The following is a 22,106-nucleotide window of genomic DNA, read 5'->3' as shown; positions in this document are numbered from 1 at the left end:
TGCCCTCAATCTTGGTTCTTGGCCGGCAGATTAGCGCATGCAGCTGCGCCGCGCCACCGTGCCCGCTCCGTCTTGTTGCTGACCAAAGCCCCCCAGGCGGACCGACAGGTCGAAACTGGTTTCCGCCCTGACCGTATCCGAACTGGTGAAGCGCCGCGACAGGCCCGTTTCAACGGTGATGCATTCGTTGCGATAGGCCACCTGCAGGCTGGCCTGCTGTGCCCGGTCGACCACGAAATCATAGCGGGTTTCGGCCGTGCCCCACCAGCCTTCCTTGATCTGCCAGCCGATATTGGCGGCCAGTTCGCTGGCATCCGCGGCGCGGCCTTCATCCTCGCTGCTGTCGATCCACAGGTAACCGGCGGAAACCTGCAGGTCGCTGCGCAGCCAGCCCATCCGCAATTCGTTGCGCGAAGCACGGAAGCTGTCGTCGAAGAGCGCCCGGTTCGACACCGCCAGCCCCGTTCCGCTGTCGTAATTCGCCGCCAGCAGCCAGTCCGAGCGGCCCCCCCCAAGCGGAGAATCGGGATCGAAATCATCGGCGTCGCCAGCCCGCAGCACGCGCCCCCCCGTCACCCCAAGCGACCAGCCGGTCGGGTCGATTCGCGTCCAGGTGGCGCCGATATTGGCCCGCAATCCGGTTTCGCGCATGTCGTAGCCCGGAAAGCGGTTGTCGGAAAACAGGTTCCCCTCATCGAATTCGATCAGGCGGCTGTCCTCGTTCGGGATGTCGTCATCGCGGCCGCGTGGCGAATAAAGCACCTGCACGACGGGTTCGACGATATGGGTGGCATCGCCCCGCATGGTGGCCAGCGGCCAGCGCAGCTCGACCCCGATCTGCGGATCGACGCGCGTGACCATCTTGTCAAAGCGGCTGTCCTGCCCGATGCGATAGATGTCGGCATCGATCCCGGCCAGCCCCGCGGCCACCACGCCGCCGGGCAGGATGGTGCTGCGCCGCCAGTCCAGTCCCACCGATCCCCGTGCCACGTCGCGTCCCGCGACATCCTCGTCCGAGGGGCGGCGATGGGCGTGGGCCGACCATTCCAGCACGGCCTCTCCGCCCAGATAGGCGGGGGTCAGGCGGCGGCGCCAGATCACGTCGGCCACCTGTGCGGGCGATGTCGCGTCATCCTCGTCGTCGCGCAGGCTGTCGTAATTGCCGACCCGGCCCCAGACCAGCTTGTCGCGGCGGACCCGTTCCAGGGACACCCCGCTCCACAACCGGTCGGCATCGGTGATGTCGTAATCCAGCAGATAGGCCCGGTCCGACGCCGTCTGGACCTGCACCCCCAGGCGATAGCCGCGCGGAATGTCGAACCGCGCCGCGCCGAAGAAATAGCCCCGCGTGTCGCCGGGCCGGATGTCGTCGCGGCTGATCGCGCCGTTCCATTCCAGCCCGCCATTGGCGAAGGCCTGGCGATAGCGCAGTTCCAGCGTGGTGGTGCGGTTCACCGACAGATAGGGCGTCAGCGTCACGTCGGCATGGTCGCCCAGGGTCTGGAAATAGGGCAGCTTGACCCCGAAACCCAGGCCCGAGGTGGTGCGGATCATCGGCCGCAGAAAGCCCGATTGCCGCTCGACCGTGGGGTCGGGGGCCGAGACGGTGAAGGGGGCCGCCGCGACCGGGATGCCGAAGGCGCGCAGCTGGGGCCGGTCGAAGGTGATGCGCTGGGTTTCGGCGTCATGGGTGATCCGGCGGGCCCGGATTTCCCACAGCGGCGTCGGGTTCGACGCGCAGACCTGGCAGGACGACGCCACCACGTCGGTCAGTTCGGTGATGCGGCCCTGGTCGCGGCGTTCCAGCCGCCGCGATGCCATCTGCAATTCGCGGTTCAGGACCAGCCTTGCGCCGTTGACGATGCCGTCCTGCAATTCGCGGTCCAGCTGGGCGCTGTCGGCGATCAGGATGGGGTTGTCATCGGGGTCGGCGCCGGGGCGGGACAGGTGGATCGGACCTTCGATGGTCAGGTCGCCCGACCCGCCGTCCACGATGATGCGCGACGCGATCAGCCGGCTGCCCTGGTACCAGACCACCACGCCCCCCGCGGCGATCAGCGTGCGGTCGCCCTTCAGCAGGACATTGTCGGCCAGGACCGTCGCGGCCGCCTGGTCGCCCCCGCCCTGCGTGCCCCGGATGGTGACATCCGTGTCGGGTGCCGCCGTCGCCGGCGCGTTCGAGGTGGGCGTCCGGTCGCCCACCGGATTGCTGCCCAGCTGCTGCGATGCCGGTGCCAGCGCCGAGACGCCGCGCGTCGCCGTCAGTGCCGTTCCCGGCATGGCGGGCATGCCCGATCCTGCGGCATCGTCGAACATGGATTGCGCGACGGCGGGGGGCGCAACCATGGCCGTCGCGCCCAGCAATGCCATCGCCAGCGCGCGGCCCAGTCCTGATGCATGAATGCGCAAGGTCATCCGTCCTCTCGTTTCAGTATCAGGGCCAGCGCGAACATCGCCCCCACCAGGGGCGGCGTCCAGGCCGCCATGGCGGGGGTGATCTGGCCGTTATCCCCCAGAATTTGCGCCAGGTTGCGCAGGAAGAACAGTGCAATCCCCGCGGCGAAGGCCATCAGCACGGCGACCCCGGTATTTCGGCCACGCACATGCTGCATGGTGAAGGCTGCGGCGATGATGACCATGGCGGCCATCAGGAAGGGGCGGGCCAGCTCCATCTGGAACCAGGTGCTGTGGCGGGCGGCGGAGAAGCCCGCGCGTTCCAGCCCGGCGATGAAGGCGGGCAGCTGCCAGACCGGCACCGATTGCGGACGGCCGAACCCGTCGCGGATGCGCTGCGCGGTCAGGTCGGAATCCAGCCGCATGGTGGCGCTGCGCGTGACGGCGGCCTGCGGGTTCGGCCGGTCCAGGGGAAAGTCGCTGACCTCGCTCAGCTCCCACGCGCCGGGGGTCAGGCGGGCCTCGCGCGCCTCGATGCGGCGGATGGGGCCCGCATCGGGGCCGAAGACCAGGAAGCTGGCATCATAAAGCGTGACGGCATCGGGGCTGGTGCGGCGGGCGCGGATGACGATCTGTCCGCTTTCCTCGCCATCGGTCAGCATGCCCTGGCGCAGCCAGACGGCGCTGTCGCCCACGCTGACGGTCTGGCGGCCCTGACGGTCGATCTGGGCCACGGCCTCGTCGTAATACTGGCCGGTCGCGGCGACCAGCGGGTTGATCAGCCCCACCGACAGACAGCCCAGCAGGATGGCCGTGGTGACTGGCGCCCGCAACAGCTTGATCCCCGACCGCCCCGATGCCCGGATCGCCACCATTTCGGAACTGCGGGCCAGGTTCAGGAACATCGCGATGGCCGCCAGCACGGTGATCAGCGGCAGGATGGAATAGAAGCTGTCGGCGATGTTCAGCGCCGACAGGCGCGCGGCGCCCGACAGGCCGATGTCGCGGTCGGCAAAGCGGCGGATCATCTCGATCATGTCGACCAGGAACAGGATCAGCAGGAACACCCCTGCCACCATCAGGAAGCTGCGCAGGAAGCGTCGCGCGACATAGCAGGCCAGGATCATGCCGGTGCCCCCTTGGGTCCGCGCGGCCGCGCCGCCAGCCACAACAGGGCCATGCACAGCAGCGTCCCCACCACGGCGGGCAGGTACAGCAGCGGCCACAGCGCCAGATTGCGCCCCACCTGATTGACCGCGGCATTCGACAGGAACTGGATCAGGATCAGCCCCAGGATCGCCCATCCGACCTGCCGCCAGACCCCAAAGCGCGAAAAGCCGCCGATCAGCAGCGTTGCGAAACCCAGCATGGCGGCAATGGGCGACAGCAAGGGCTGGGCGATGCGTTCATGCGCCTCGCGCCGGGCGGCGGCGGGGGACTCTCCGGTGGCCGCCAGCAGGTCCGCGTCGGGGTTCAGCAGGCGCAGCGTGCCGTAATCGCGCAGGTCGCGGCCCTTGCTGCTGCTGCCTGCGAACATGCCGCCGATGTCATAGCTGAATTCCTGGAACCGCGTGACCGCCAGGTCGGGGCCCGTGGGGCGAATGGTCATGGTCTGGGCCATCCCCTCCAGCAGCACCAGGACGGCGCCGGTTTCGGTGCGCACCACCAGGGCCTCTTGTGCGGTATAGATGACCTGGCGGGCGGGATCGCGCGCATCCTCGATGAACAGGTCCAGAAGCCGCCCGTCAGAGGCGATGTCGCGGATGAACAGCGTCACGTCATCGGCGGGATACTGGAACGAACCGGGGCGCAGGAACTGGGCGGTCACGTTTTCGGCAATCTCGGACGACCGGTCGGCCAGGCGGGCGCGTGCCATGGGCACCAGCCCGTGGACCAGCACCGCGACCATCAGCCCCACCGTCAATCCAAAGACCAGCACCGGCCGCGCCAGCCGCCAGGGCGACAGCCCCGCCGCCTGCATGGCCACCAGTTCGGATTCGCCCGCAAGCCGGTTCGTGCCATAGGCCGTGGCCGCAAAAGCCGCCACGGGCAGCACCACCGAAATCACCAGGGGCAGCGTCAGCGCGGTGAATTCCAGCACCACCAGGGCCGTCTGGCCGTCGTTCAGCAGGTCGTCGAACAGGCTGACCGCGCGGTTGATCCAATAGACGGATACCAGCACCAGCGCGAAGAAGCCGAACAATGTCAGCATCAGACCAAGGACGTATTTGTCGATCCGGGGCATGGACGGCCTTTTCCTGCGTGACGTTCATTCCTGCTTAGCGGCAAGGGCGGCTCTGGAAAAGAGGCGGGCGCGGGTCTAGGTTCGACTTCAACACGACACGAGGATCCTTTTTCGATGACCCAACCTGTTGAGATCAACTTCACCGACAATGCCCCCGACAAGATCGCCGAGCATCAGGGCCGCGTCGCCCTGGTGCTGACGGCGACCGACCGGCTGCCCGGCAAGCTGCCGCGCCCCGCGCGCGAGGCCGCGTCCCGTGCGCTGGCCTCGAAGGCAGGGCAGGCGCTGAAGCCCGGACAGGTGATGGAGCTGGCCTTTCCCGCCGGCATGGAGGCCGAGAGCCTGCTGCTGGTCATGCTGCCCCATGACGCCACCCAATCCGAGGCGCGTCGCGCCGGTGCGGCCATCGGCGCCAAGCTGGGTCGGGGTCACATGCTGGTGATGGCCGGGGCGCACAAGCTGTCCAATGACGTGGCGCTGGGGCTGGCGCTGCGCAGCTATGACTTTTCGGCCTATCACACCGACCGCGACGATGCCGATGACGCCGCGCGCCCCCATGTCACCTTCCTGGTCAAGAAGCCCGAGGAACTGGCCCGCGTCGCCGCCGATGCCGCAGCCCTGGCCGAGGGCGTCTTCTTCACCCGCGACCTGGTGAACGAACCGGCCAACGTCCTGACCACCACCGATTTCGCCGACCGCCTGCACGCGATGGAGGAGATCGGCCTGGAGGTCGAGGTCCTGGAGGAGGACGAGCTGGAGGCCCTGGGCATGCGCGCCCTGCTGGCCGTGGGACAGGGCAGCGAATCGCCCTCGAAGGTCGTCGTCATGCGCTGGAACGGCGGCGGTGACGAAGCGCCCCTGGCGCTGGTCGGCAAGGGCGTCGTCTTCGACACCGGGGGCATTTCCATCAAGCCCGCCGCCGGCATGGAGGACATGACCATGGACATGGGCGGCGCGGGCGTCGTGGCGGGCGTCATGCGCACGCTGGCGCTGCGTCGGGCCAAGGCCAATGTCGTGGGCCTGGTCGGCCTGGTCGAGAACATGCCCGACGGCAAGGCGCAGCGTCCCGGCGACATCGTGAAATCCATGAAGGGCGACACGATCGAGGTGATCAACACCGATGCCGAGGGTCGGTTGGTTCTGGCCGACGTGCTGTGGTATGCGCAGGAACGCTTTGAGCCCAAGGCCATCGTCGATCTGGCCACCCTGACGGGCGCGGTCATCATCGCGCTGGGCCATGACAATGCGGGCGTCTTCTGCAACGATGACGCCTTTGCCGACCAAATCCTGTCGGCCGCGAAATCCGAAGGCGAGGGTGCATGGCGCCTGCCGCTGGGGCCGTCCTATGACGGGCTGATCAAGTCGCGCCTGGCCGACATGAAGAACACCGGCGGACGCCCGGCGGGGTCGATCACGGCGGCGCAGTTCCTGCAGCGCTTCATCAAGCCGGGCCAGCCCTGGGCGCATCTGGACATCGCGGGCGTGGCGCTGCCGCCTTCGGCCACCGACCTGGCCCCCAAGGGCGCGACGGGCTGGGGCGTGATGACGCTGGACCGTCTGGTCCGCGACCAGTTCGAATCCAAGTGATCCTGAACCGCATCATGACCGCGTCCGGCACCCGCCGGTCGCGGCGGGCTGCGTGACCCGATGGGGAACGCGCTGTTCTATCACCTGACGCGGTCGCCCGCCGAACAGCTGGTCCCGGTCCTGCTGGGCAAGGCGTTGTCGGCGGGCTGGCGGGTCGAATTGCGGGCCGGCGACGCGCAGCGTCTGGAACGTCTGGACCTGCATCTGTGGCAGGCCGAGGGGTTTTTGCCGCATGGGATGGCGGGTGGGCCGCATGATGCCCGCCAACCGGTGCTGCTGACCTTGACCGGTCAGCAGGCGGCCAATGATCCGGCCTGCCTGATGGCGCTGGACGGCGTGGCGGTGACGCCCGACGAAATGGCCCGCCTGGACCGCGTCTGCATCATCTTCGACGGGGGCGACGACACGGCCACCGCCCGCGCCCGGGACCAGTGGCGCGAACTGACCGGCGCCGGCATCGAGGCGCAATACTGGTCCGAGGAATCGGGCCGTTGGGAACGCAAGCGCTAGGCTGCGGCGTGCCCTGCCAGCCGCGCATGCAGATCTTGGCGCCGCAGATCGGCCTTGGGGCCTTGCATCACGGCGCGGCCCCGCTCCATCACCAGAAAATCGTCGCCCAGATCCCAGGCGAAATCGAAGAACTGTTCGACCAGCACGATGGCCATGTCGCCCCGGTCGCGCAGGGCGGCGATGACCCGGCCGATCTGGGCGATGATATTGGGCTGGATGCCCTCGGTCGGTTCATCCAGCAGCAGCACGCGCGGCCGGGTGATCAGGGCGCGGGCGATGGCCAGCTGTTGCTGCTGGCCCCCCGACAGGTCGCCGCCGCGCCGATGGGCCATGTCGTCAAGGACCGGAAAGCTCTCGAAGATGTCGTCGGGGATGCGGCGTTCGGCGCGGGGCAGGCAGGCAAAGCCCGTCTCCAGGTTTTCGCGCACGCTTAGCATCGGAAAGATGGCGCGGCCCTGCGGGACATAGCCGACGCCAAGCCGCGCCATCTGCTGGGCGGTGACGCGGCCCAGGGGCTTGCCGTCCATGGTGATCTCTCCGCCCGATCGAGGATGCCGTCCGGCCAGCAGGTTCATCAGCGACGTCTTGCCCACGCCGTTATTGCCCATGACGCAGGTGACGGTGCCGGGTCGGGCCGTGATGTCGATCCCGTGCAGGATCTGGCTACCGCCGTAATGCAGGGTCAGGTTGGTCGCGTTCAGCATCTTCATCGCCCCAGATAGACTTCGATCACGTCGGGATTGCGGGTGACATGGTCCAGCGATCCTTCGGCCAGGACCGCGCCCTGATGCAGGACCGTCACCTTGCAGTTCAGGCGGCGCACGAAATCCATGTCATGTTCGACGACCACCACCGCCCGCGTCTGCGCCAGCCGCACCAGCAGCGCGGTGGTCAACTCGCGTTCGGCCAGCGTCATGCCTGCGGCGGGTTCATCGACCAGCAGCAGGCGCGGTTCCTGCGCCAGCAGCATGCCGATTTCCAGCCATTGTTTCTGCCCGTGGCTCAGCTGGCCGGCCTGGCGGTGGATATGGTCCGACAGGCCCACCTCGGCGGCCAGTTCGGTGACGCGGGCGCCGGTGGCGGGGGCGGGGCGCCAGGCCAGCACGGCAAAGGGGTTGCGGTTGGCCTTCAGCGCCATGACCAAGTTGTCCTGGACCGTCTGATCCTCGAAGACGGTGGGGCGCTGGAACTTGCGGCCCACGCCCGCGCGGGCGATCTGCGATTCGGTCATCTTCAGCAGCGATTTCGACCCTTCGCCCCACAGAACCTGTCCCTTGTCGGGGCGGGTCTTGCCGGTGACGATGTCCATGAAGGTGGTCTTGCCCGCGCCGTTCGGGCCGATCACCGCGCGCAATTCGTGTTCGCCGATGTTGAAGGACAGGTTGTTGATGGCGCGGAACCCGTCGAAACTGACCGAAACGCCGCTGACTTCCAGAAGGGCGCTCATGCCTTGTCCTTTCGTGCGGGCATCAGGTCGAAGATGCCGGCGATGCCCTTGGGGGCGAACAGGGTGACCAGCACGAAGGACAGGCCAAGCGCCACCTGCCACCAGTCGACCCAGTTGACGACATAGCCCGGCAGGGTGATGTCGGGCGCCCGCCCGCCGGTGAACCAGCTGGATAGCAGCGACACGACCACCGCCCCGATGATGGCCCCGTAAAGCCGCCCTCGCCCGCCGATCGCCACCCAGACCGCCAGATAGATCGAGGCGATGGGCATCATCTCCGCCGGGTTGATGATGCCTGCCTGGGGGTAGTAGAGCGCCCCCGCAATGGCGGTGATCATGGCGGCCAGGGTGAAGACCAGCAGCTTGAAGCCCTCGACCGGATAGCCCAGGAAACGCACGCGGGTTTCGTCGTCGCGGATGGCGCGGATCACGCTGCCGAACTTGCCGCTGACGATCCAGGCGGCCAGCAGATAGCACAGCCCCAGGGCCACGGCCGAGGCCCAGAGGAACCAGACCGAGATCCGCGCCTGTCCGACCGCGTCCAGCCCCGGCAGGTTCTGCAACCCCGACAGGCCATTGTTGCCGCGAAAGCCGCTGTCGTTCTGGAACAGCCACAGCGCCAGCGCCAGGGTCATCGCCTGGGTCAGGATCGACAGATAGACGCCGTTGACGCGGCTGCGGAAGGCCAGCCAGCCAAAGACCAGCGCCAGCAATCCGGGCACCGCCACGACCAGCATCAGCTGCAAGGGCAGGGAATGCGCAAAGGCCCATGTGACGGGCAGTTCGGCCGATCCGACGACGCCGAAGATCTGGTTGGCGGTGGCCTGCTGCAGCTCCAGCGGCGTCGGCGGGATGGGGTTGCGGGCCAGGGATTCGGCGACGATGTCCTCGGTCCGGGCATACATCAGCCATTGCCCGATCATGTAGCCGCCAAGCGCGAAGAACGCCATCTGGCCCAGGGACAGGATGCCCAGATAGCCCCAGACCAGGTCCATCGCGATGGCGGCCAGCGCCAGGCACAGGGTCTTGCCCAGCACCTTGACCATCGAGGTCGGGATGACGCCGCTGCCATAGGCGTGGCTGAGCAGGGTGACGGCCAGCGTGAAGGCCGTCAGCACGGCCAGCACCGGAAGGACCGAACGGTTGCGCAGGATGAAGGGGGTTCGCGTCATGGATCAGACCTCTGCCGCGCGGCCCTTTTGCGGGATGATCCCGCGGGGCCGGAACTGGATGAAGATGATGATGAAGAGGATCATGAAGGTCTGCGCCGCCAGCGTGTTGCCGGGGTTCAGAGATTCGATGACCTTGGACAGCCCGCCGATCAGCGCGGCCCCCGCCAGCGTGCCCCAGATGTTGCCGACGCCCCCCACGACCACGGTCATGAAGCTTTGGACGATGTATTGCTGGCCGATTTCGGAGGTGACCTGCGCGAAGAGCCCGATGGCCACGCCCGCGATGCCCGCGATGCCCGAGCCCAGGCCGAAGGTCATCATGGCGATGCGGTCGGGGTTGATGCCCATGGATGCCGCCATGCCAGGGTTCTGGGTGACGGCGCGGACCTCGAGGCCCAGGCGGGTGCGCTTCATGATGAACAGGAACAGTCCCAGGAACAGCAGCGCCAGCACGAAGATTGCCACCCGGATCGAACTGATGCCGATCACGTCGTTGACGGTGATGGCCCCTTCCAGCCAGCCGGGCGCGGTCAGCGGACGAGCCTGGGTGCCGAAGATGTTCTTGGCCAGCTGTTGCAGCGCGATGGAGACGCCGAAGGTCGCCAGCAGGGTCTCCAGCGGGCGATGCGCCAGGTGCCGGATCACCAGCCGATAGAGGATCACCCCCGCCGCGAAGGTCACCGCGAAGGCCAGGGGCAGCGCCACCACCAGCGACAGCGTGCGGTCCGCAATCAGCGTCTGGACGGTATAGGCGGTATAGGCGCCCATCATGATGAATTCGCCATGCGCCATGTTGATGACCCGCATGACGCCGAAGGTGACGGCCAGCCCGATCGCCGCCAGGAAATAGATCGAGGCCAGCGACAGCGCGTCCAGTCCCAGGTCGACGCCCTTCATCGCGGCCAGGCGCAGCTCGGCGCTGGTCTGGGCGGCGCGGGCGGCATCGGTGACGCCGCTGTCGGGCTCGGCATAAAGCTGGAAGAAACGGTGGGCCTCCAGCGCCTCGCGGGCCTCGGATTCGGTGGCGGCGGGGGGAACGGCGCCCGATGCCTCCAGCGCGTCATAGGTGGCATCGCGGATCTCGGGGTCGCCCAGATCGGCGACGGGCGTGCCCGCGACCCTGCCATCCACGATGTTGGCGGCAAGGGCGGCGCGCTGTTCGTCCGGCGACAGGAAGGGTTGCAGCGCGCCCTTGTCCACCAGGGCCGCCAGCGCATCGGCGCGGGGCAGGTCGTCGCCGACGGTCATTTCGCGCGCGACATTGCCCTGCGGCGTGTCGGTCTCGGCCACCAGTCGCGTGGCCAGCAGCGGGTTCAGCACGGCGCGGACATCCAGCGCGACGTCGCCTGCCACCGCCTCGATCGCGGCGATGCGGGCGGCGGGGTCGGTGCCGTGCTGGATCGTCATCAGCTTTTCCAGCCGCGCCTTGCGGGCGGCCAGCACCGGGTCGGGGTCGTCCAGCGCGGCGCGCAGGGGGGCCAGCTGATCGGCATTGCCGGACCGTGCAAGCGTGTCCAGCGCCATGGCGCGGCGGGCGGGGTCGGGGTCCTTCAGCTGGCTGGCGACCAGCGCGCTTTCGATGACGCCGCGCACGCCGGAATTGGGGCGCAGGGGGCGGGCGTCGGGCGCCGGGACGGCGTCGCCCGTCAGCGCGTCTGTTGCCGCGTCGCCGTCCAGGATCAGCAGGTCGCCCCCGTCTGTCAGAACCAGGTTCCTGTCCGCCCATGCCTGCAGCAGCGCCAGCCCCTGCGGCCCGGTGGCCGCGATCCGGTCGACCAGCGGTCCCACCGTCCGGCGCGAGGGCTTTTCCAGCTGTTCAAGATTGTCGGCCACCACCGCGTCCAGCGATTGCGCGACGGCGGCAAGGGGCATCAGCAGCGCCGTCAGCAGGACGGCGATCAGGCGGAACCGGGGCACTGGGGGGTATCCTTCCGAAACGGGGGATCGGGCGGCGCAGGACCGCCCGATGTCAGGTCAATAGTTCGACTGCTGCTGCACGCAGGCACCGGTATCGGTGTTGAACATGCCGCAATCCTTTTCCGCCCAATCGGCGTCCAGCACGGCGGATTCGGGCAGGAAATCGGTCCAGGCATCGCCCGGCACGGGTTCGGTCTGGCTGACGATGTCGAACTGGCCATCCTCGCGGATCTCTCCGATCAGGACGGGCTTGGTGATGTGGTGGTTGGGCAGGACCTGCGCCGTGCCGCCGGTCAGGTTCGGGACCTCGACGCCGACGATGGCGTCAAGGACCGGGTCCACGTCGGTGGTGCCCGCAGCCTCGACCGCCGCGACCCAGGCGTTGAAGCCGATGACGGTGGCCTCCATCGGGTCGTTGGTCACGCGGTTCTCGTCGCCGGTGAAGGCCTTCCATTCCTCGATGAACGTATCGTTCACGTCCGATTCCGCTGTCTGGAAGTAGTTCCAGGCCGCCATGTGGCCGACCAGGTTCGCGGTATCCAGACCCGACAGTTCCTCCTCGCCCACGGAAAAGGCCATGACGGGGATGTCGTCGGCGGAAACGCCCGCCGCGGCCAGTTCCTTGTAGAAGCCCACATTCGCATCGCCGTTGATGGTCGACACGACGCCAACCTTCTTGCCATCCGCGCCAAGCGCCACGACATCGGCCACGATCTTGGACCAGTCGGAATGCCCGAACGGGGTATAGTTGACGAAGATGTCCTCCTCGGCGGTGCCGTTATCCTTCAGATAGGCATCGAGGATGTTGTTCGTGGTGCGCGGATAGACATAGTCGGTGCCCAAGAGCGCCCATTTTTCCACGCCCAGTTCGTCGCGCATGTAATCGACCGCGGGGATCGCCTGCTGGTTCGGGGCCGCGCCGGTATAGATGACGTTCTTGGAGGATTCCTCGCCCTCGTACTGGACGGGATAGAACAGCAGACCGTTCAGCTCTTCGATCACCGGCAGGACGGATTTGCGGCTGACCGATGTCCAGCAGCCAAAGATCGCATCCACGTCGCTGACGGTCAGCAGTTCGCGCGCCTTTTCGGCAAACAGCGGCCAGTCCGAGGCCGGATCGACGACCACCGCCTCGAGCGGGCGACCCAGCACGCCGCCCTTGGCGTTCTGCTGTTCGACCAGCATCAGGACCGTGTCCTTCAGCGTGGTTTCGGAAATCGCCATCGTGCCCGACAGCGAATGCAACACGCCGATCTTGATCGGCTCGCCCTCTTGGGCCCATGCGCCGCCCGCTGCCGTCAAGGCGCTGGTCAGCAACAACATCCTGGTCAATGCGGTCATTCTTACCCTTTCCCGCCGGCTCTGCGTCCGGTCTCCCTGTCGAACTGTTGAGGGCGTCTGCCCTCGCGGTTTCAAAAGAAGGTGAAAACCGTGCAGTTGGATAGGAAAGGGGCAGGTTTCGGGGCGCGGATGCGCGATCTGGCGCGCGGGCAGGCAGGCTGCGGGGCGCCTGCCTGCCCTACGGGCAGTTCAGGTGGCGCGGGGCGTCAATCCGCCCTGGTCCACCAGGAAATCGACGATCTGCTGGACGCCGCCGCCATGACGCAGCTGGGCCATCACCACGGGCCGCGTGCCCCGTGCCGCCCGCGCATCGCTTTCCAGCAAGGTGGCATCGACGCCGACATGGGGTGCAAGGTCGGTCTTGTTCACGACCAGCAGGTCCGATCGCGCCAGACCGGGGCCGCGCTTGCGCGGAATGTCCTGACCGGCGGCGGTATCGATGACATAGATGGTCAGATCGGCCAGCTCCGGGCTGAAGGTCGCGGCCAGGTTGTCGCCGCCCGATTCGATCAGCACCAGGTCCAGATCGGGAAAGGCCGCGTTCAGATCGGCGATGGCGGCCAAGTTGATGCTGGCATCCTCGCGGATGGCGGTGTGGGGACAGCCGCCGGTCTCGACGCCGCGGATGCGTTCCACGGGCAGGACCTGGGCGCGCATCAGCGCCTCGGCATCCTCACGCGTATAGATGTCGTTGGTGATCACCGCCATCGACAGGCGGGGGGCCAGCGCGCGGGCCAGCTGTTCGGTCAGGGTGGTCTTGCCCGCACCGACGGGGCCGCCGATGCCGACGCGAAGGGGTCCGTTCAGGCTCATGATCGAAAGATCCTTGTGGTCATGGTTTCGTGGCGCATCTGTGCGATGTCGGCTCCCCAGGTGGCGCTGGCCAGATCGTGCGGGGACGCCGTGGCGGCCCGATGAGCGCAGGTCAGGATGACGGGGTGCAGGCCCGCCAGCATCGCCTGACCCTGCACCGGCCCCAAGGGCATGAAGCGGACGGCGGCGCTGATCTGCGCCTGCGCCTGTGCCAAGAGGAAGGCGGCGATGATCTCGGGCGCGGGCAGGGGCATGGCGGCGCAGGCGCGGCCGAAGGCGACGGGCAGGGCGGCGGGCATCTGGTCGCGCCCCGTCAGCGTAGAGACATTGGCGGCAAAGGCGGTGCCCTGTTCAACCGTTTCCGACAGGCGTTCCGATGTCAGGCAGGCGGCGCGGGCCAGATCGTCCAACGCGTCATGGTCGGCATCCGGGGCCAGCGCCAGCGCCACCAGCACCGCATCCGTCCAGCCCGCGCCATGGTCCAGCCAGTCGGACAGCCAGCGCGGCAGGGTGGTCCGGGTGACCGCGCCCTGATCCATCGCGTGTTCCAGCCCCTGCGACCAGGCAAAGCCGCCCACCGGAAAGGCGGGCGACAGCCATTGCGCCAGCTGCAGGCGGGCTGTTTCAGGCGTGGTCATGATGGTGGTGGTCATGCCCGTGATCGTGCCCATCGTCATGCCGGTGATCATGGCTGTGCGTGTCCGGACCGTGATCATGGCCGAAGGTGCGGCCATGGCCATAGGCGCCGCCTTCGGGGGTGAAGGGGGCGGTCGTCAGGGTCAGGTCCGCGCCCAGCTGTTCCAGCATGGCCTGCAAGACGTGATCCTGGCGGATGACCAGATGATCGTCCCTGATCTGGCAGGGCGTGTGGCGGTTGCCGATATGCCATGCCAGCCGCGGCAGGGGGCCGCGCACCTGGATGACGGGTTCGGGGGCGGCGCGCACCGCGATGCGGCGGCCATCCGACAGCGCAAAGGCGTCGCCGTCATCGACGCTGGTCACCTCGGGCAGGTCCAGCAGGAAATCGCCGCCATCGAAGGTCAGGCGTTTGCGGCGCAGCAGGCGCGCGTCGTAATCCAGGCTGACCTCTCCGTCGAAGGGGCCGTGGGCCGCGCGGATCACGGAATGGGAATGGATCGTCATGTCTTGTCCTCAGAACAGGAAATAGCGCTGCGCCATCGGCAGTTCGGTGGCGGGTTCGCAGGTCAGCAGCTGGCCGTCGGCGCGCACCTCGTAGGTTTCGGGGTCGACCTCGATCTGCGGCATGGCGTCGTTCAGCACCATGTCGGACTTGCCGATGTCGCGGGTGTGTTCGACCGCGATCAGGGTCTTCGACAGATCGCCCGCGGCCCCGGCCTCCAGCCCCGCGCGGCTGATGAACATCGCCGATGCGCGACCCGTATGCCCCCACATGGGTCGGCTGAAGACCGGCTGGACGGGGATGGACCCGTTCGGATCACCCATCTGCGCGACGCTGATCTGGCCGCCGACCAGCACCATCTCGGGCTTGACGCCGAAGAAGGCGGGCGACCACAGGACCAGATCGGCGCGCTTGCCCGGTGTGATCGACCCGATATGGGCGCTGACGCCATGGGCAATGGCGGGGTTGATGGTGTATTTCGCGATATAGCGACGGGCGCGCAGGTTGTCGTTGTCGCCCGTCTCGCCTTCCAGCCGGCCGCGCTGGCGGCGCATCTTGTCGGCGGTCTGCCAGGTGCGGATGATCACTTCACCGATCCGGCCCATCGCCTGGCTGTCCGAGGAGATGACGCTGAACGCGCCCAGGTCGTGCAGAATATCCTCGGCGGCGATGGTCTCGCGGCGGATGCGGGATTCGGCGAATGCCACGTCTTCGGGAACACGCCGGTCCAGGTGATGGCAGACCATCAGCATGTCCAGATGTTCCTCGATCGTGTTTCCGGTATAGGGCCGCGTCGGGTTGGTGGACGATGGCAGCACGTTCCCCATGCCGACCATGCGGATGATGTCGGGCGCATGCCCGCCGCCCGCACCTTCGGTGTGATAGGCGTGGATGGTGCGGCCCGCGATGGCGGCCATCGTGTCCTCGACGAAACCGGATTCGTTCAGCGTGTCGGTGTGGATCATCACCTGCACGTCCATCTGGTCGGCAACGGTCAGGCAGGTGTCGATGGCGGCGGGGGTGGTGCCCCAGTCTTCGTGCAGCTTCAGCGCGCAGGCCCCGGCGCGGACCTGTTCCTCCAGCGGCGCGGGCTGGCTGGCATTGCCCTTGCCCGCGATGCCGATATTGACGGGCAGTTCGGCGCAGGCCTCCAGCATGCGGGCGATGTGCCACGGGCCGGGGGTGCAGGTGGTGGCCAGCGTGCCATGCGCGGGCCCCGTGCCGCCGCCCAGCAGGGTGGTGACGCCCGAATGCAGCGCATGTTCGACCTGCTGCGGGCAGATATAGTGGATGTGACAGTCGAACCCGCCCGGCGTCAGGATGCGTCCCTCGCCGGCGATGATTTCCGTGCCCGGCCCGATGATCAGGGTGACGCCGGGTTGCGTGTCGGGGTTGCCGGCCTTGCCGATGCCGGCGATGCGGCCGTCGCGCAGGCCGACATCGGCCTTGGTGATGCCCTGATGGTCAAAGACCACGACACCGGTGATGACCGTGTCCATCGCGCCGTTCGCGCGGGTCACCTGCGACTGGCCCATGCCGTCGCGGACGACCTTGCCGCCGCCGAACTTGACCTCCTCTCCGGGGGTGGTCAGGTCGCGTTCGACCTGGATCAGCAGTTCCGTGTCGGCCAGGCGGATGCGGTCGCCGGTGGTGGGACCGTAAAGCGCCGCGTAATCGGCGCGCGAAAGCGTGGTCATGTCAGCGCCCCCATGATGTCCTTGCGAAAGCCCTGCACGATGCGGTCGCCCGCATAGGCCACCAGCGTGACCTGCCGCGTCTGGCCGGGTTCGAACCGCACAGCCGTTCCGGCGGGGATGGCCAGGCGCATGCCGCGGGCCGCTTGCCGGTCGAAGTCCAGACCGGGATTGGTTTCGGCAAAGTGGTAATGGCTGCCGACCTGGATGGGCCGGTCACCGGTATTGGCGACCATCAGGTCGATGGTCGGGCGGCCCTGGTTCAAGGTGATGTCGCCGGGGGCCGTCAGGATTTCGCCGGGGATCATAGCTCAGCCCGCCACGACAAGGGCCAGACCCGCGACCGAGGTCGCGCCGCCCAGCCACCGCAGCGCCATGGCGCCCCGCGCCGCACGCCCCAGCACGATGCCCAGCAGATGCAGCGCCATGGTCGCCGCCGCAAAGCCCGCCGCATAGAGACCTGCGCCCTGCGCGGGACCTTCGGCGCCATGCGCCCAGCCATGCGCCGCGCCAAAGACCGCCACCATCGGCAGCAGCGCCGCCATCGGCAGCCGCATCGTCATGGCCACCAGCACGCCCAGGATCACGACCGAGGCCAGGATCATCGGCTCGACCCCGGCAAGGGGGGCGCCGTCGGCCAGCAACCCGCCCGCGATCATCGCCCCGACAAAGGTCACCGGCAGCGCCCAGATCGCCCGCCCGCCCATCTGCGCGGCCAGAAGGCCAAGCGCCAGCATGGCCAGCAGGTGATCGCCCCCCGATACGGGGTGGGTCAGGCCGTCGATCAGCGGGTTGGCGTGGTCGACATGGCCGGGATGGGCGAAGGCCGCAACGGGCAGAAGGGTCGCGGCAATGGTTGCGGAAAATCTTTTCATTCACGCCTCCTGGCGGATCGGGTGGTGGACGGTGACCAGCTTGGTGCCATCGGGAAAGGTGGCTTCGACCTGGACGGATTCGATCATCTGCGGGATGCCGGGCATGCATTGGCCGGCGGTGATCACATGTGCGCCCGCCTGCATCAGGTCGGCGACGGTCCGGCCGTCGCGGGCACCCTCGACCACGAAATCGGTGATCAGGGCGATGGCCTCGGGGTGGTTCAGCTTGACGCCGCGTTCAAGCCGGCCACGCGCGACCATGGCCGCGACGGATATCAGCAGTTTCTCGCGTTCGCGGGGGGAAAGGTTCATGTCAGACCTGCCAGATACGGGGAAGGGGGTCGGGACGCAGCGCGCCCAGCAATCGGTTCACCTGCCGCCGCAGCGGCCAGTTGTCACGGGACAGGATGCGCAGGCACAGCCGCCCCGGCAGGGCGCTGGCGGCGGCGGTCACGCCCGGTTCGTCCAGCACCGCGCGGGCGCGCGGCAGCAGATCGGCCGCATGGGGCGCGATGATGGCCATGCTGGCCATGACCCGCGCGCCGTCCAGCAGGGCGGGATCGCCAAGGCGGGGCAGGGCGGCGTCATCCAGCGCCAGCGCGTCGTGATGGATCACGCGCCCGTCGCGGCGTACCACGCGGCGGTCGCGCAGGTGCAGGTGGCTGATCGTTTCGCCCATGGCAAGACGGCCTAGGACCAGCACCTCCAGCAGCATGCAGCCCGCATCGCCCGCCAGATCGACCTGTGTGTCGCGTTCCAGCCGGGCATTGTCATAGAGGATGGTTTCCTGCGGCAGCCAGTCCAGCCAGCCCCCGGCCCCCACGGTCAGCGCGACCTGCGCGCGGGCGGCATCACGCGGCGCGCGATAGGCGCGTTCGGCGGTCTGGGTGGTGGCCAGCGCGCGCGTGCCGTCGCGCAAATCGACGGCAAAGCGCAACCTGTCGCCTGATGCCAACCCCCCCGAGGTGTTCAGGAAGACGATCTCGGGCAGGCCCGCAGTCATGCGCGGCAGCATCGCCTTGGCCGATCCCGCCTGCGACAGGTCGATCAGCCCGCGCGGGCCCATGACCACATGCGCCGCCCCATGGCTGCGCTGCATCTTGGTTCCGTGGGGCGTCGTGTCGAACATGGATGCAAGGGGCGCGCAGGGCCGGGCAAGGTCAACTGCCCGCGGCGCCGGCATTGCTTGCCATGCGGGCAGCCGGACGGGTTATGCGCGAAATATGGGCAGCGTGCCTGCGGGTTGGGCGGACCTAGACCGGCTGATCCAGCATCGCGTGCAGAAGGCGCTTGCGGGCGGGGGGGATGGCGCGGATCTCGACCCCGGTAAAGACATGCATGGTGCGCAGCGCCGGATCGACGACGGCATGGTCGCTGACCCAGCCCCCCATCGCCAGATAGCTGCGCAGCAACGGCGGCATCGCGGCCATGGCCTGGCGGGGGTCCGGCTTGCGCAGCCGCAGCGCGCGGGCAAAGCGAAAGACCTTGGGCGACTTGACGCGCGGCCACCAGCGCCGCGGGGCCAGGTGGCGTTCCTTGAGCATGGCGAAGGCCTCGGCATGGGGTTCGGGTTCGCAGCCCACGAAGCTGGAACAGCCGAACAGCATCTCGACCCCGGTCAGATCGACGAAACGGGTCAGTGCCGCCCAGGCCAGCCGCACGATATGGGGGTCGTGAATGTCTGGATGAATGCAGAACCGCCCCATTTCGACCATGGGGCCGTCAAAGCGGCCAAGGGCTGCAAGGTCATAGAACTGCGCCGAATAGCTGCGGGCGATCTGCGACCCGTCGGTCAGGGGCAGAAAGCGAAAGCAGCAGACCAGCCGCCCCGACGCGACCTGTTCGATCAGCATGTGGCTGCAATCGTCGTCCAAGGCATCCCGGTCCAGGCTGACCCCGTCATCGGCCTGGCCTTCGCGTGCCATGAAACAGGTCCAGCGCAGACGCTGCGCCGCTTGGATATCGGCGGGCGTTTCGGCCAGCCGTGCCCGGTAGAGACCCTTGGTGATCGGCTGCATGGCGTGACCCCTGGCTGAACCTTGGGGCCAGCATAGCCCCTTCATGTGTCGAAATCACGAAATGCCGCGCGGCAGGGGTCAGAATCCCCGATTGCTGCCGCGCCGTCGGGCATCAGTCGCGATGATGATCGCCGTGGGCGACGTCCTCGGTGTCGCCCAGGACGCCCTCGATATAGATGCGCCGCACCAGCAGCATGGTCACGATCAGCAACGGCGCCGCCAGAATCACCCCGGCAAACCCAAACAGCGCCCCGAAGGCCATGATGGCGATGATGGTCAGCGCCGGGGGCAGCTGCACGGCGAACCGCTGGATCAGGGGCATCAGGATGTTGCCCTCGAACATCTGGATGGCGGCGAACAGCAGCGCGACATAGAGCGCGGTGTCAAAGCCCTGCGACAGGGCGAACAGCGCCGCGATGCCGCCCGAAAAGACCGGGCCGATGATCGGCACGATATTGGTCAGCCCCGCGATCAGCGCCAGCAGCAGCGCCAGCGGCACGCCCAGCAGCCACAGCCCGATCCCCGCCAGCACTGCGACGATGGCCATATCCAAGGCCTGCCCGGCCATCCAGCGGCCCAACTGGTCGCCCAGTTCGGCCATGATGTGACGGGCGCGGGTACGATGGCGCAGCGGCACCAGGCGGATCGTGCCGCGGCGATAGGTCGGCGCCTCGAGCGCGACGAAGATCGCCACCATCAGCATCAGCAGCACCGAGGACAGACCCCCCAGCACCATGTCCACCATGCCGGTCAGTGTGCTCATGATGTCGGGAATGTTGCCGGCCAGCTTCGATGCGCCTTCCTCGACCCGGTCCGAGGATTGCACCTGTTCGGTGATCGCCGAGACGATGGTGTTGCCCGAGGCCCAGTCGCTGACCCGGTCCCATGATTTCGGCAGCCCCTGCACCAGTTGGGTGAACTGGTCCGAGACCGGCTGTCCGGCCAGCATGACGACGCCCGCGACGGCGGCGATGACGGCCAGCACCACGATCAGGACGCCCAGCTTGATGTTCAGTCCAAGATGGCGGTGCAGCCCCTGCGCCCCCGCGCGCAAGGCGATGGCGATCAGGATGGCACCGAAACCCAGCATGATGATGCCGGACCAGGCCCAGGCGGCGGCGATCAGGATCGCCAGTGCGGCGACGGCGATCAGCGTGCCGACGGTCAGGCGGCGCGGTTCGACATGGCTGTCGTCTTGAGGGGGCGGGGCGATGGGCTGGGGCATGGTTCGTCCTGAAGAAAATGACTGGGGGCGGTGACGCATGGTCCAACCGCTGCTTGGCGGACGGGTTCCCCCGGCGGGCGAATCCCGTGCCGGTGATGCACGGGTTCATGTCGGCCAGCGCTCCGTCCCGGCGGGTCGCCGTCTTGCCCAGCGCGGGCGATCCTGTTAATCGAACGCGGATTTCAGTTCACGGCGGGCAGGTCCCGCCCGTCAGACAAGGTATGACCCCATGGCCACCGAACGCACCCTTTCGATCATCAAGCCCGACGCCACCCGCCGCAACCTGACCGGCAAGATCAACGCCAAGTTCGAGGATGCCGGCCTGCGCATCGTCGCCCAAAAGCGCATCAAGCTGTCCGCCGAGCAGGCCGGCAAGTTCTACGAAGTCCACAAGGACCGCCCCTTCTATGGCGAACTGGTCGAGTTCATGGCTTCCGAGCCGGTCGTCGTGCAGGTTCTGGAAGGTGAAAACGCCATCGCCAAGAACCGCGAAGTGATGGGTGCCACCAACCCCGAAAACGCCGATGCCGGCACCATCCGCAAGGAATTCGCGCTGTCGATGGGCGAAAACTCGGTCCACGGTTCGGACGCTGCCGAAACCGCCAAGGAAGAGATCGCCTTCTTCTTCTCGGGTCTTGAACTGGTCGGCTGATCGCCACCTGCGACGGACCGGAAAGGGGCCCCTTCGGGGGCCCTTTTTCATGCGCCGATCATGGGCTTGGTTGCGGCAGGGTGGCGGGCAGGCTATTGCCTTGGGCAACGATCAAACAAATTGGGGATCAAGATGCGGGCATTCGTGTTTCCGGGACAAGGGGCGCAGACCGTCGGCATGGGGCGTGAACTGGCCGAGGCCTATCCCGCCGCACGCGATGTTTTCGACGAGGTCGACGAGGCGCTGGGCGAAAAGCTGTCGCAGCTGATCTGGGAGGGGGACGCGGAAACGCTGACCCTGACGCAGAACGCGCAACCGGCGCTGATGGCGACCTCGATCGCGGCCTTCCGCGCCATGGAGGCCGAGGGCATCAACATCACCGACGCCGATTTCGTGGCCGGCCATTCGCTTGGCGAATATTCCGCGCTCTGCGCCGCGGGCTCGCTGACGCTTTCCGACACCGCCCGCCTGCTGCGCCTGCGCGGCCAGGCCATGCAGGAGGCCGTGCCCGTGGGCGTTGGCGCCATGGCCGCCATCCTGGGCCTGGATTTTGAAACCGTCGACCGCATCGCCCGCGATATCGGCGGCGACGAGGTCGTGCAGGCCGCCAATGACAACGACCCGGCCCAGGTGGTGATTTCGGGCCACAAGGGTGCGGTCGAACAGGCCATGGCGGCCATGAAGGAAGCCGGCGCCAAGCGCGCGCTGCTGCTGCCGGTCTCGGCGCCGTTCCATTCGGTGCTGATGCAGCCCGCCGCGGCGGTGATGGCAGATGCGCTGGCGGGCGTCGACATCCAGGCGCCTGCCGTGCCGCTGATCGCCAATGTGCGCGCCGAACCGGTGATCGAGCCGGGCGCCATCCGCCGCCTGCTGGTCGAACAGGTGACCGGCACCGTGCGCTGGCGCGAGTCGATGGCCAACCTGGCCGAAGGCGGCGTGACCGAGTTCTGGGAAATCGGCGCAGGCAAGGCGCTGTCGGGCATGATCAAGCGCATCGTCAAGGATGCGACCGTCCGCAACATCGGCGTTCCCGCCGATATCGCGGCGCTGAAAGACTGAGGCGGGGCGGGGGGGG

The 22,106-nt window shown here is 67.8% G+C and carries 22 protein-coding genes; 4 read left to right on the top strand and 18 right to left on the bottom strand.

Translation table 11 applies throughout. From position 1 onward, the window contains the following. Positions 1-30: 30 nt before the first annotated feature. The 3 genes from IE00_RS07490 to lptF are packed head-to-tail and all read right to left on the bottom strand — an operon-like array spanning position 31 to position 4,639. Entirely contained in the window at positions 31-2,415 is a 2,385-nt protein-coding gene (locus tag IE00_RS07490; RefSeq protein WP_072296461.1) for an LPS-assembly protein LptD, read from the bottom strand. Beyond that, positions 2,412-3,521, bottom strand: coding sequence for an LPS export ABC transporter permease LptG (lptG, locus tag IE00_RS07485; protein WP_072296850.1), 1,110 nt, complete (start codon positions 3,519-3,521; stop codon positions 2,412-2,414). Before lptG ends, IE00_RS07490 begins: the two co-directional genes overlap by 4 nt. Further along, positions 3,518-4,639 (bottom strand): LPS export ABC transporter permease LptF, encoded by a 1,122-nt coding sequence (lptF, locus tag IE00_RS07480; protein ID WP_072296460.1) that lies wholly within the window; start codon positions 4,637-4,639, stop codon positions 3,518-3,520. The genes lptG and lptF overlap by 4 nt, the downstream gene beginning before the upstream one ends. 114 nt (positions 4,640-4,753) lie before the next feature. Here lptF and IE00_RS07475 point away from each other — a divergent pair, with 114 nt between their 5' ends. Together IE00_RS07475 and IE00_RS07470 are read left to right on the top strand one after the other, a co-directional pair. Further along, positions 4,754-6,226, top strand: a complete 1,473-nt coding sequence (locus tag IE00_RS07475) for a leucyl aminopeptidase (protein ID WP_072296459.1) — start codon at positions 4,754-4,756, stop codon at positions 6,224-6,226. Between the two features lie 60 nt (positions 6,227-6,286). Next, on the top strand, positions 6,287-6,736 hold the full coding sequence (locus IE00_RS07470; RefSeq protein WP_072296458.1) for a DNA polymerase III subunit chi: 450 nt from the start codon (positions 6,287-6,289) through the stop codon (positions 6,734-6,736). Here IE00_RS07470 and urtE read toward each other — a convergent pair. From urtE to IE00_RS07395, 15 genes are all read right to left on the bottom strand, one after another. Next, positions 6,733-7,440, bottom strand: coding sequence for an urea ABC transporter ATP-binding subunit UrtE (gene urtE, locus IE00_RS07465; protein ID WP_072296457.1), 708 nt, complete (start codon positions 7,438-7,440; stop codon positions 6,733-6,735). The genes IE00_RS07470 and urtE overlap by 4 nt on opposite strands. Before the next feature lie 2 nt (positions 7,441-7,442). After that, the gene (urtD, locus tag IE00_RS07460) at positions 7,443-8,183 is read right to left on the bottom strand and encodes an urea ABC transporter ATP-binding protein UrtD (RefSeq protein WP_072296456.1); all 741 of its coding nucleotides are present in this window, start codon (positions 8,181-8,183) and stop codon (positions 7,443-7,445) included. Then, complete coding sequence (gene urtC / locus IE00_RS07455) at positions 8,180-9,355, bottom strand: urea ABC transporter permease subunit UrtC (protein ID WP_072296455.1); 1,176 nt, start codon at positions 9,353-9,355, stop codon at positions 8,180-8,182. The genes urtD and urtC overlap by 4 nt, the downstream gene beginning before the upstream one ends. A gap of 3 nt (positions 9,356-9,358) precedes the next feature. Beyond that, on the bottom strand, positions 9,359-11,227 hold the full coding sequence (urtB, locus tag IE00_RS07450; protein WP_072296849.1) for an urea ABC transporter permease subunit UrtB: 1,869 nt from the start codon (positions 11,225-11,227) through the stop codon (positions 9,359-9,361). Positions 11,228-11,329: 102 nt separating this feature from the next. Further along, positions 11,330-12,613: an urea ABC transporter substrate-binding protein gene (gene urtA, locus IE00_RS07445; protein WP_072296454.1), complete on the bottom strand. Its 1,284-nt coding sequence runs from the start codon at positions 12,611-12,613 to the stop codon at positions 11,330-11,332. 189 nt (positions 12,614-12,802) lie between these two features. Next, complete coding sequence (gene ureG, locus IE00_RS07440; protein WP_072296453.1) at positions 12,803-13,426, bottom strand: urease accessory protein UreG; 624 nt, start codon at positions 13,424-13,426, stop codon at positions 12,803-12,805. Continuing rightward, a complete protein-coding gene (locus IE00_RS07435; protein ID WP_240493815.1) occupies positions 13,423-14,115 on the bottom strand; it encodes an urease accessory protein UreF in 693 nt (230 codons plus the stop codon). Before IE00_RS07435 ends, ureG begins: the two co-directional genes overlap by 4 nt. Then, a complete protein-coding gene (locus tag IE00_RS07430; protein WP_072296452.1) occupies positions 14,051-14,569 on the bottom strand; it encodes an urease accessory protein UreE in 519 nt (172 codons plus the stop codon). The genes IE00_RS07435 and IE00_RS07430 overlap by 65 nt, the downstream gene beginning before the upstream one ends. Before the next feature lie 9 nt (positions 14,570-14,578). Continuing rightward, the gene (ureC, locus tag IE00_RS07425; RefSeq protein WP_072296451.1) at positions 14,579-16,264 is read right to left on the bottom strand and encodes an urease subunit alpha; all 1,686 of its coding nucleotides are present in this window, start codon (positions 16,262-16,264) and stop codon (positions 14,579-14,581) included. Next, entirely contained in the window at positions 16,261-16,569 is a 309-nt protein-coding gene (locus IE00_RS07420; RefSeq protein ID WP_072296450.1) for an urease subunit beta, read from the bottom strand. The genes ureC and IE00_RS07420 overlap by 4 nt, the downstream gene beginning before the upstream one ends. Positions 16,570-16,572: 3 nt before the next feature. Further along, positions 16,573-17,136, bottom strand: coding sequence for a HupE/UreJ family protein (locus IE00_RS07415; protein WP_072296449.1), 564 nt, complete (start codon positions 17,134-17,136; stop codon positions 16,573-16,575). Next, on the bottom strand, positions 17,137-17,448 hold the full coding sequence (locus tag IE00_RS07410; RefSeq protein WP_072296448.1) for an urease subunit gamma: 312 nt from the start codon (positions 17,446-17,448) through the stop codon (positions 17,137-17,139). A 1-nt stretch (position 17,449) separates the two neighbouring features. Then, positions 17,450-18,265, bottom strand: a complete 816-nt coding sequence (locus IE00_RS07405) for an urease accessory protein UreD (RefSeq protein ID WP_072296847.1) — start codon at positions 18,263-18,265, stop codon at positions 17,450-17,452. A 124-nt stretch (positions 18,266-18,389) separates the two neighbouring features. Further along, positions 18,390-19,154, bottom strand: a complete 765-nt coding sequence (locus IE00_RS07400) for a GNAT family N-acetyltransferase (protein WP_072296447.1) — start codon at positions 19,152-19,154, stop codon at positions 18,390-18,392. Between the two features lie 112 nt (positions 19,155-19,266). Then, on the bottom strand, positions 19,267-20,379 hold the full coding sequence (locus IE00_RS07395) for an AI-2E family transporter (RefSeq protein ID WP_072296446.1): 1,113 nt from the start codon (positions 20,377-20,379) through the stop codon (positions 19,267-19,269). Between the two features lie 229 nt (positions 20,380-20,608). Between IE00_RS07395 and ndk the strand changes: the two genes are divergently transcribed. Together ndk and fabD are read left to right on the top strand one after the other, a co-directional pair. After that, entirely contained in the window at positions 20,609-21,031 is a 423-nt protein-coding gene (gene ndk / locus IE00_RS07390) for a nucleoside-diphosphate kinase (protein ID WP_072296445.1), read from the top strand. Between the two features lie 132 nt (positions 21,032-21,163). Next, entirely contained in the window at positions 21,164-22,090 is a 927-nt protein-coding gene (gene fabD, locus IE00_RS07385; protein ID WP_072296846.1) for an ACP S-malonyltransferase, read from the top strand. Positions 22,091-22,106: the final 16 nt, after the last annotated feature.

It is taken from the genome of Paracoccus sp. SM22M-07, assembly GCF_001887735.1.
Taxonomy (GTDB): domain Bacteria; phylum Pseudomonadota; class Alphaproteobacteria; order Rhodobacterales; family Rhodobacteraceae; genus Paracoccus.
The sequence above is the reverse complement of the archived record's forward strand: the minus strand, read 5'-3'. Positions and strand labels throughout refer to the sequence as shown.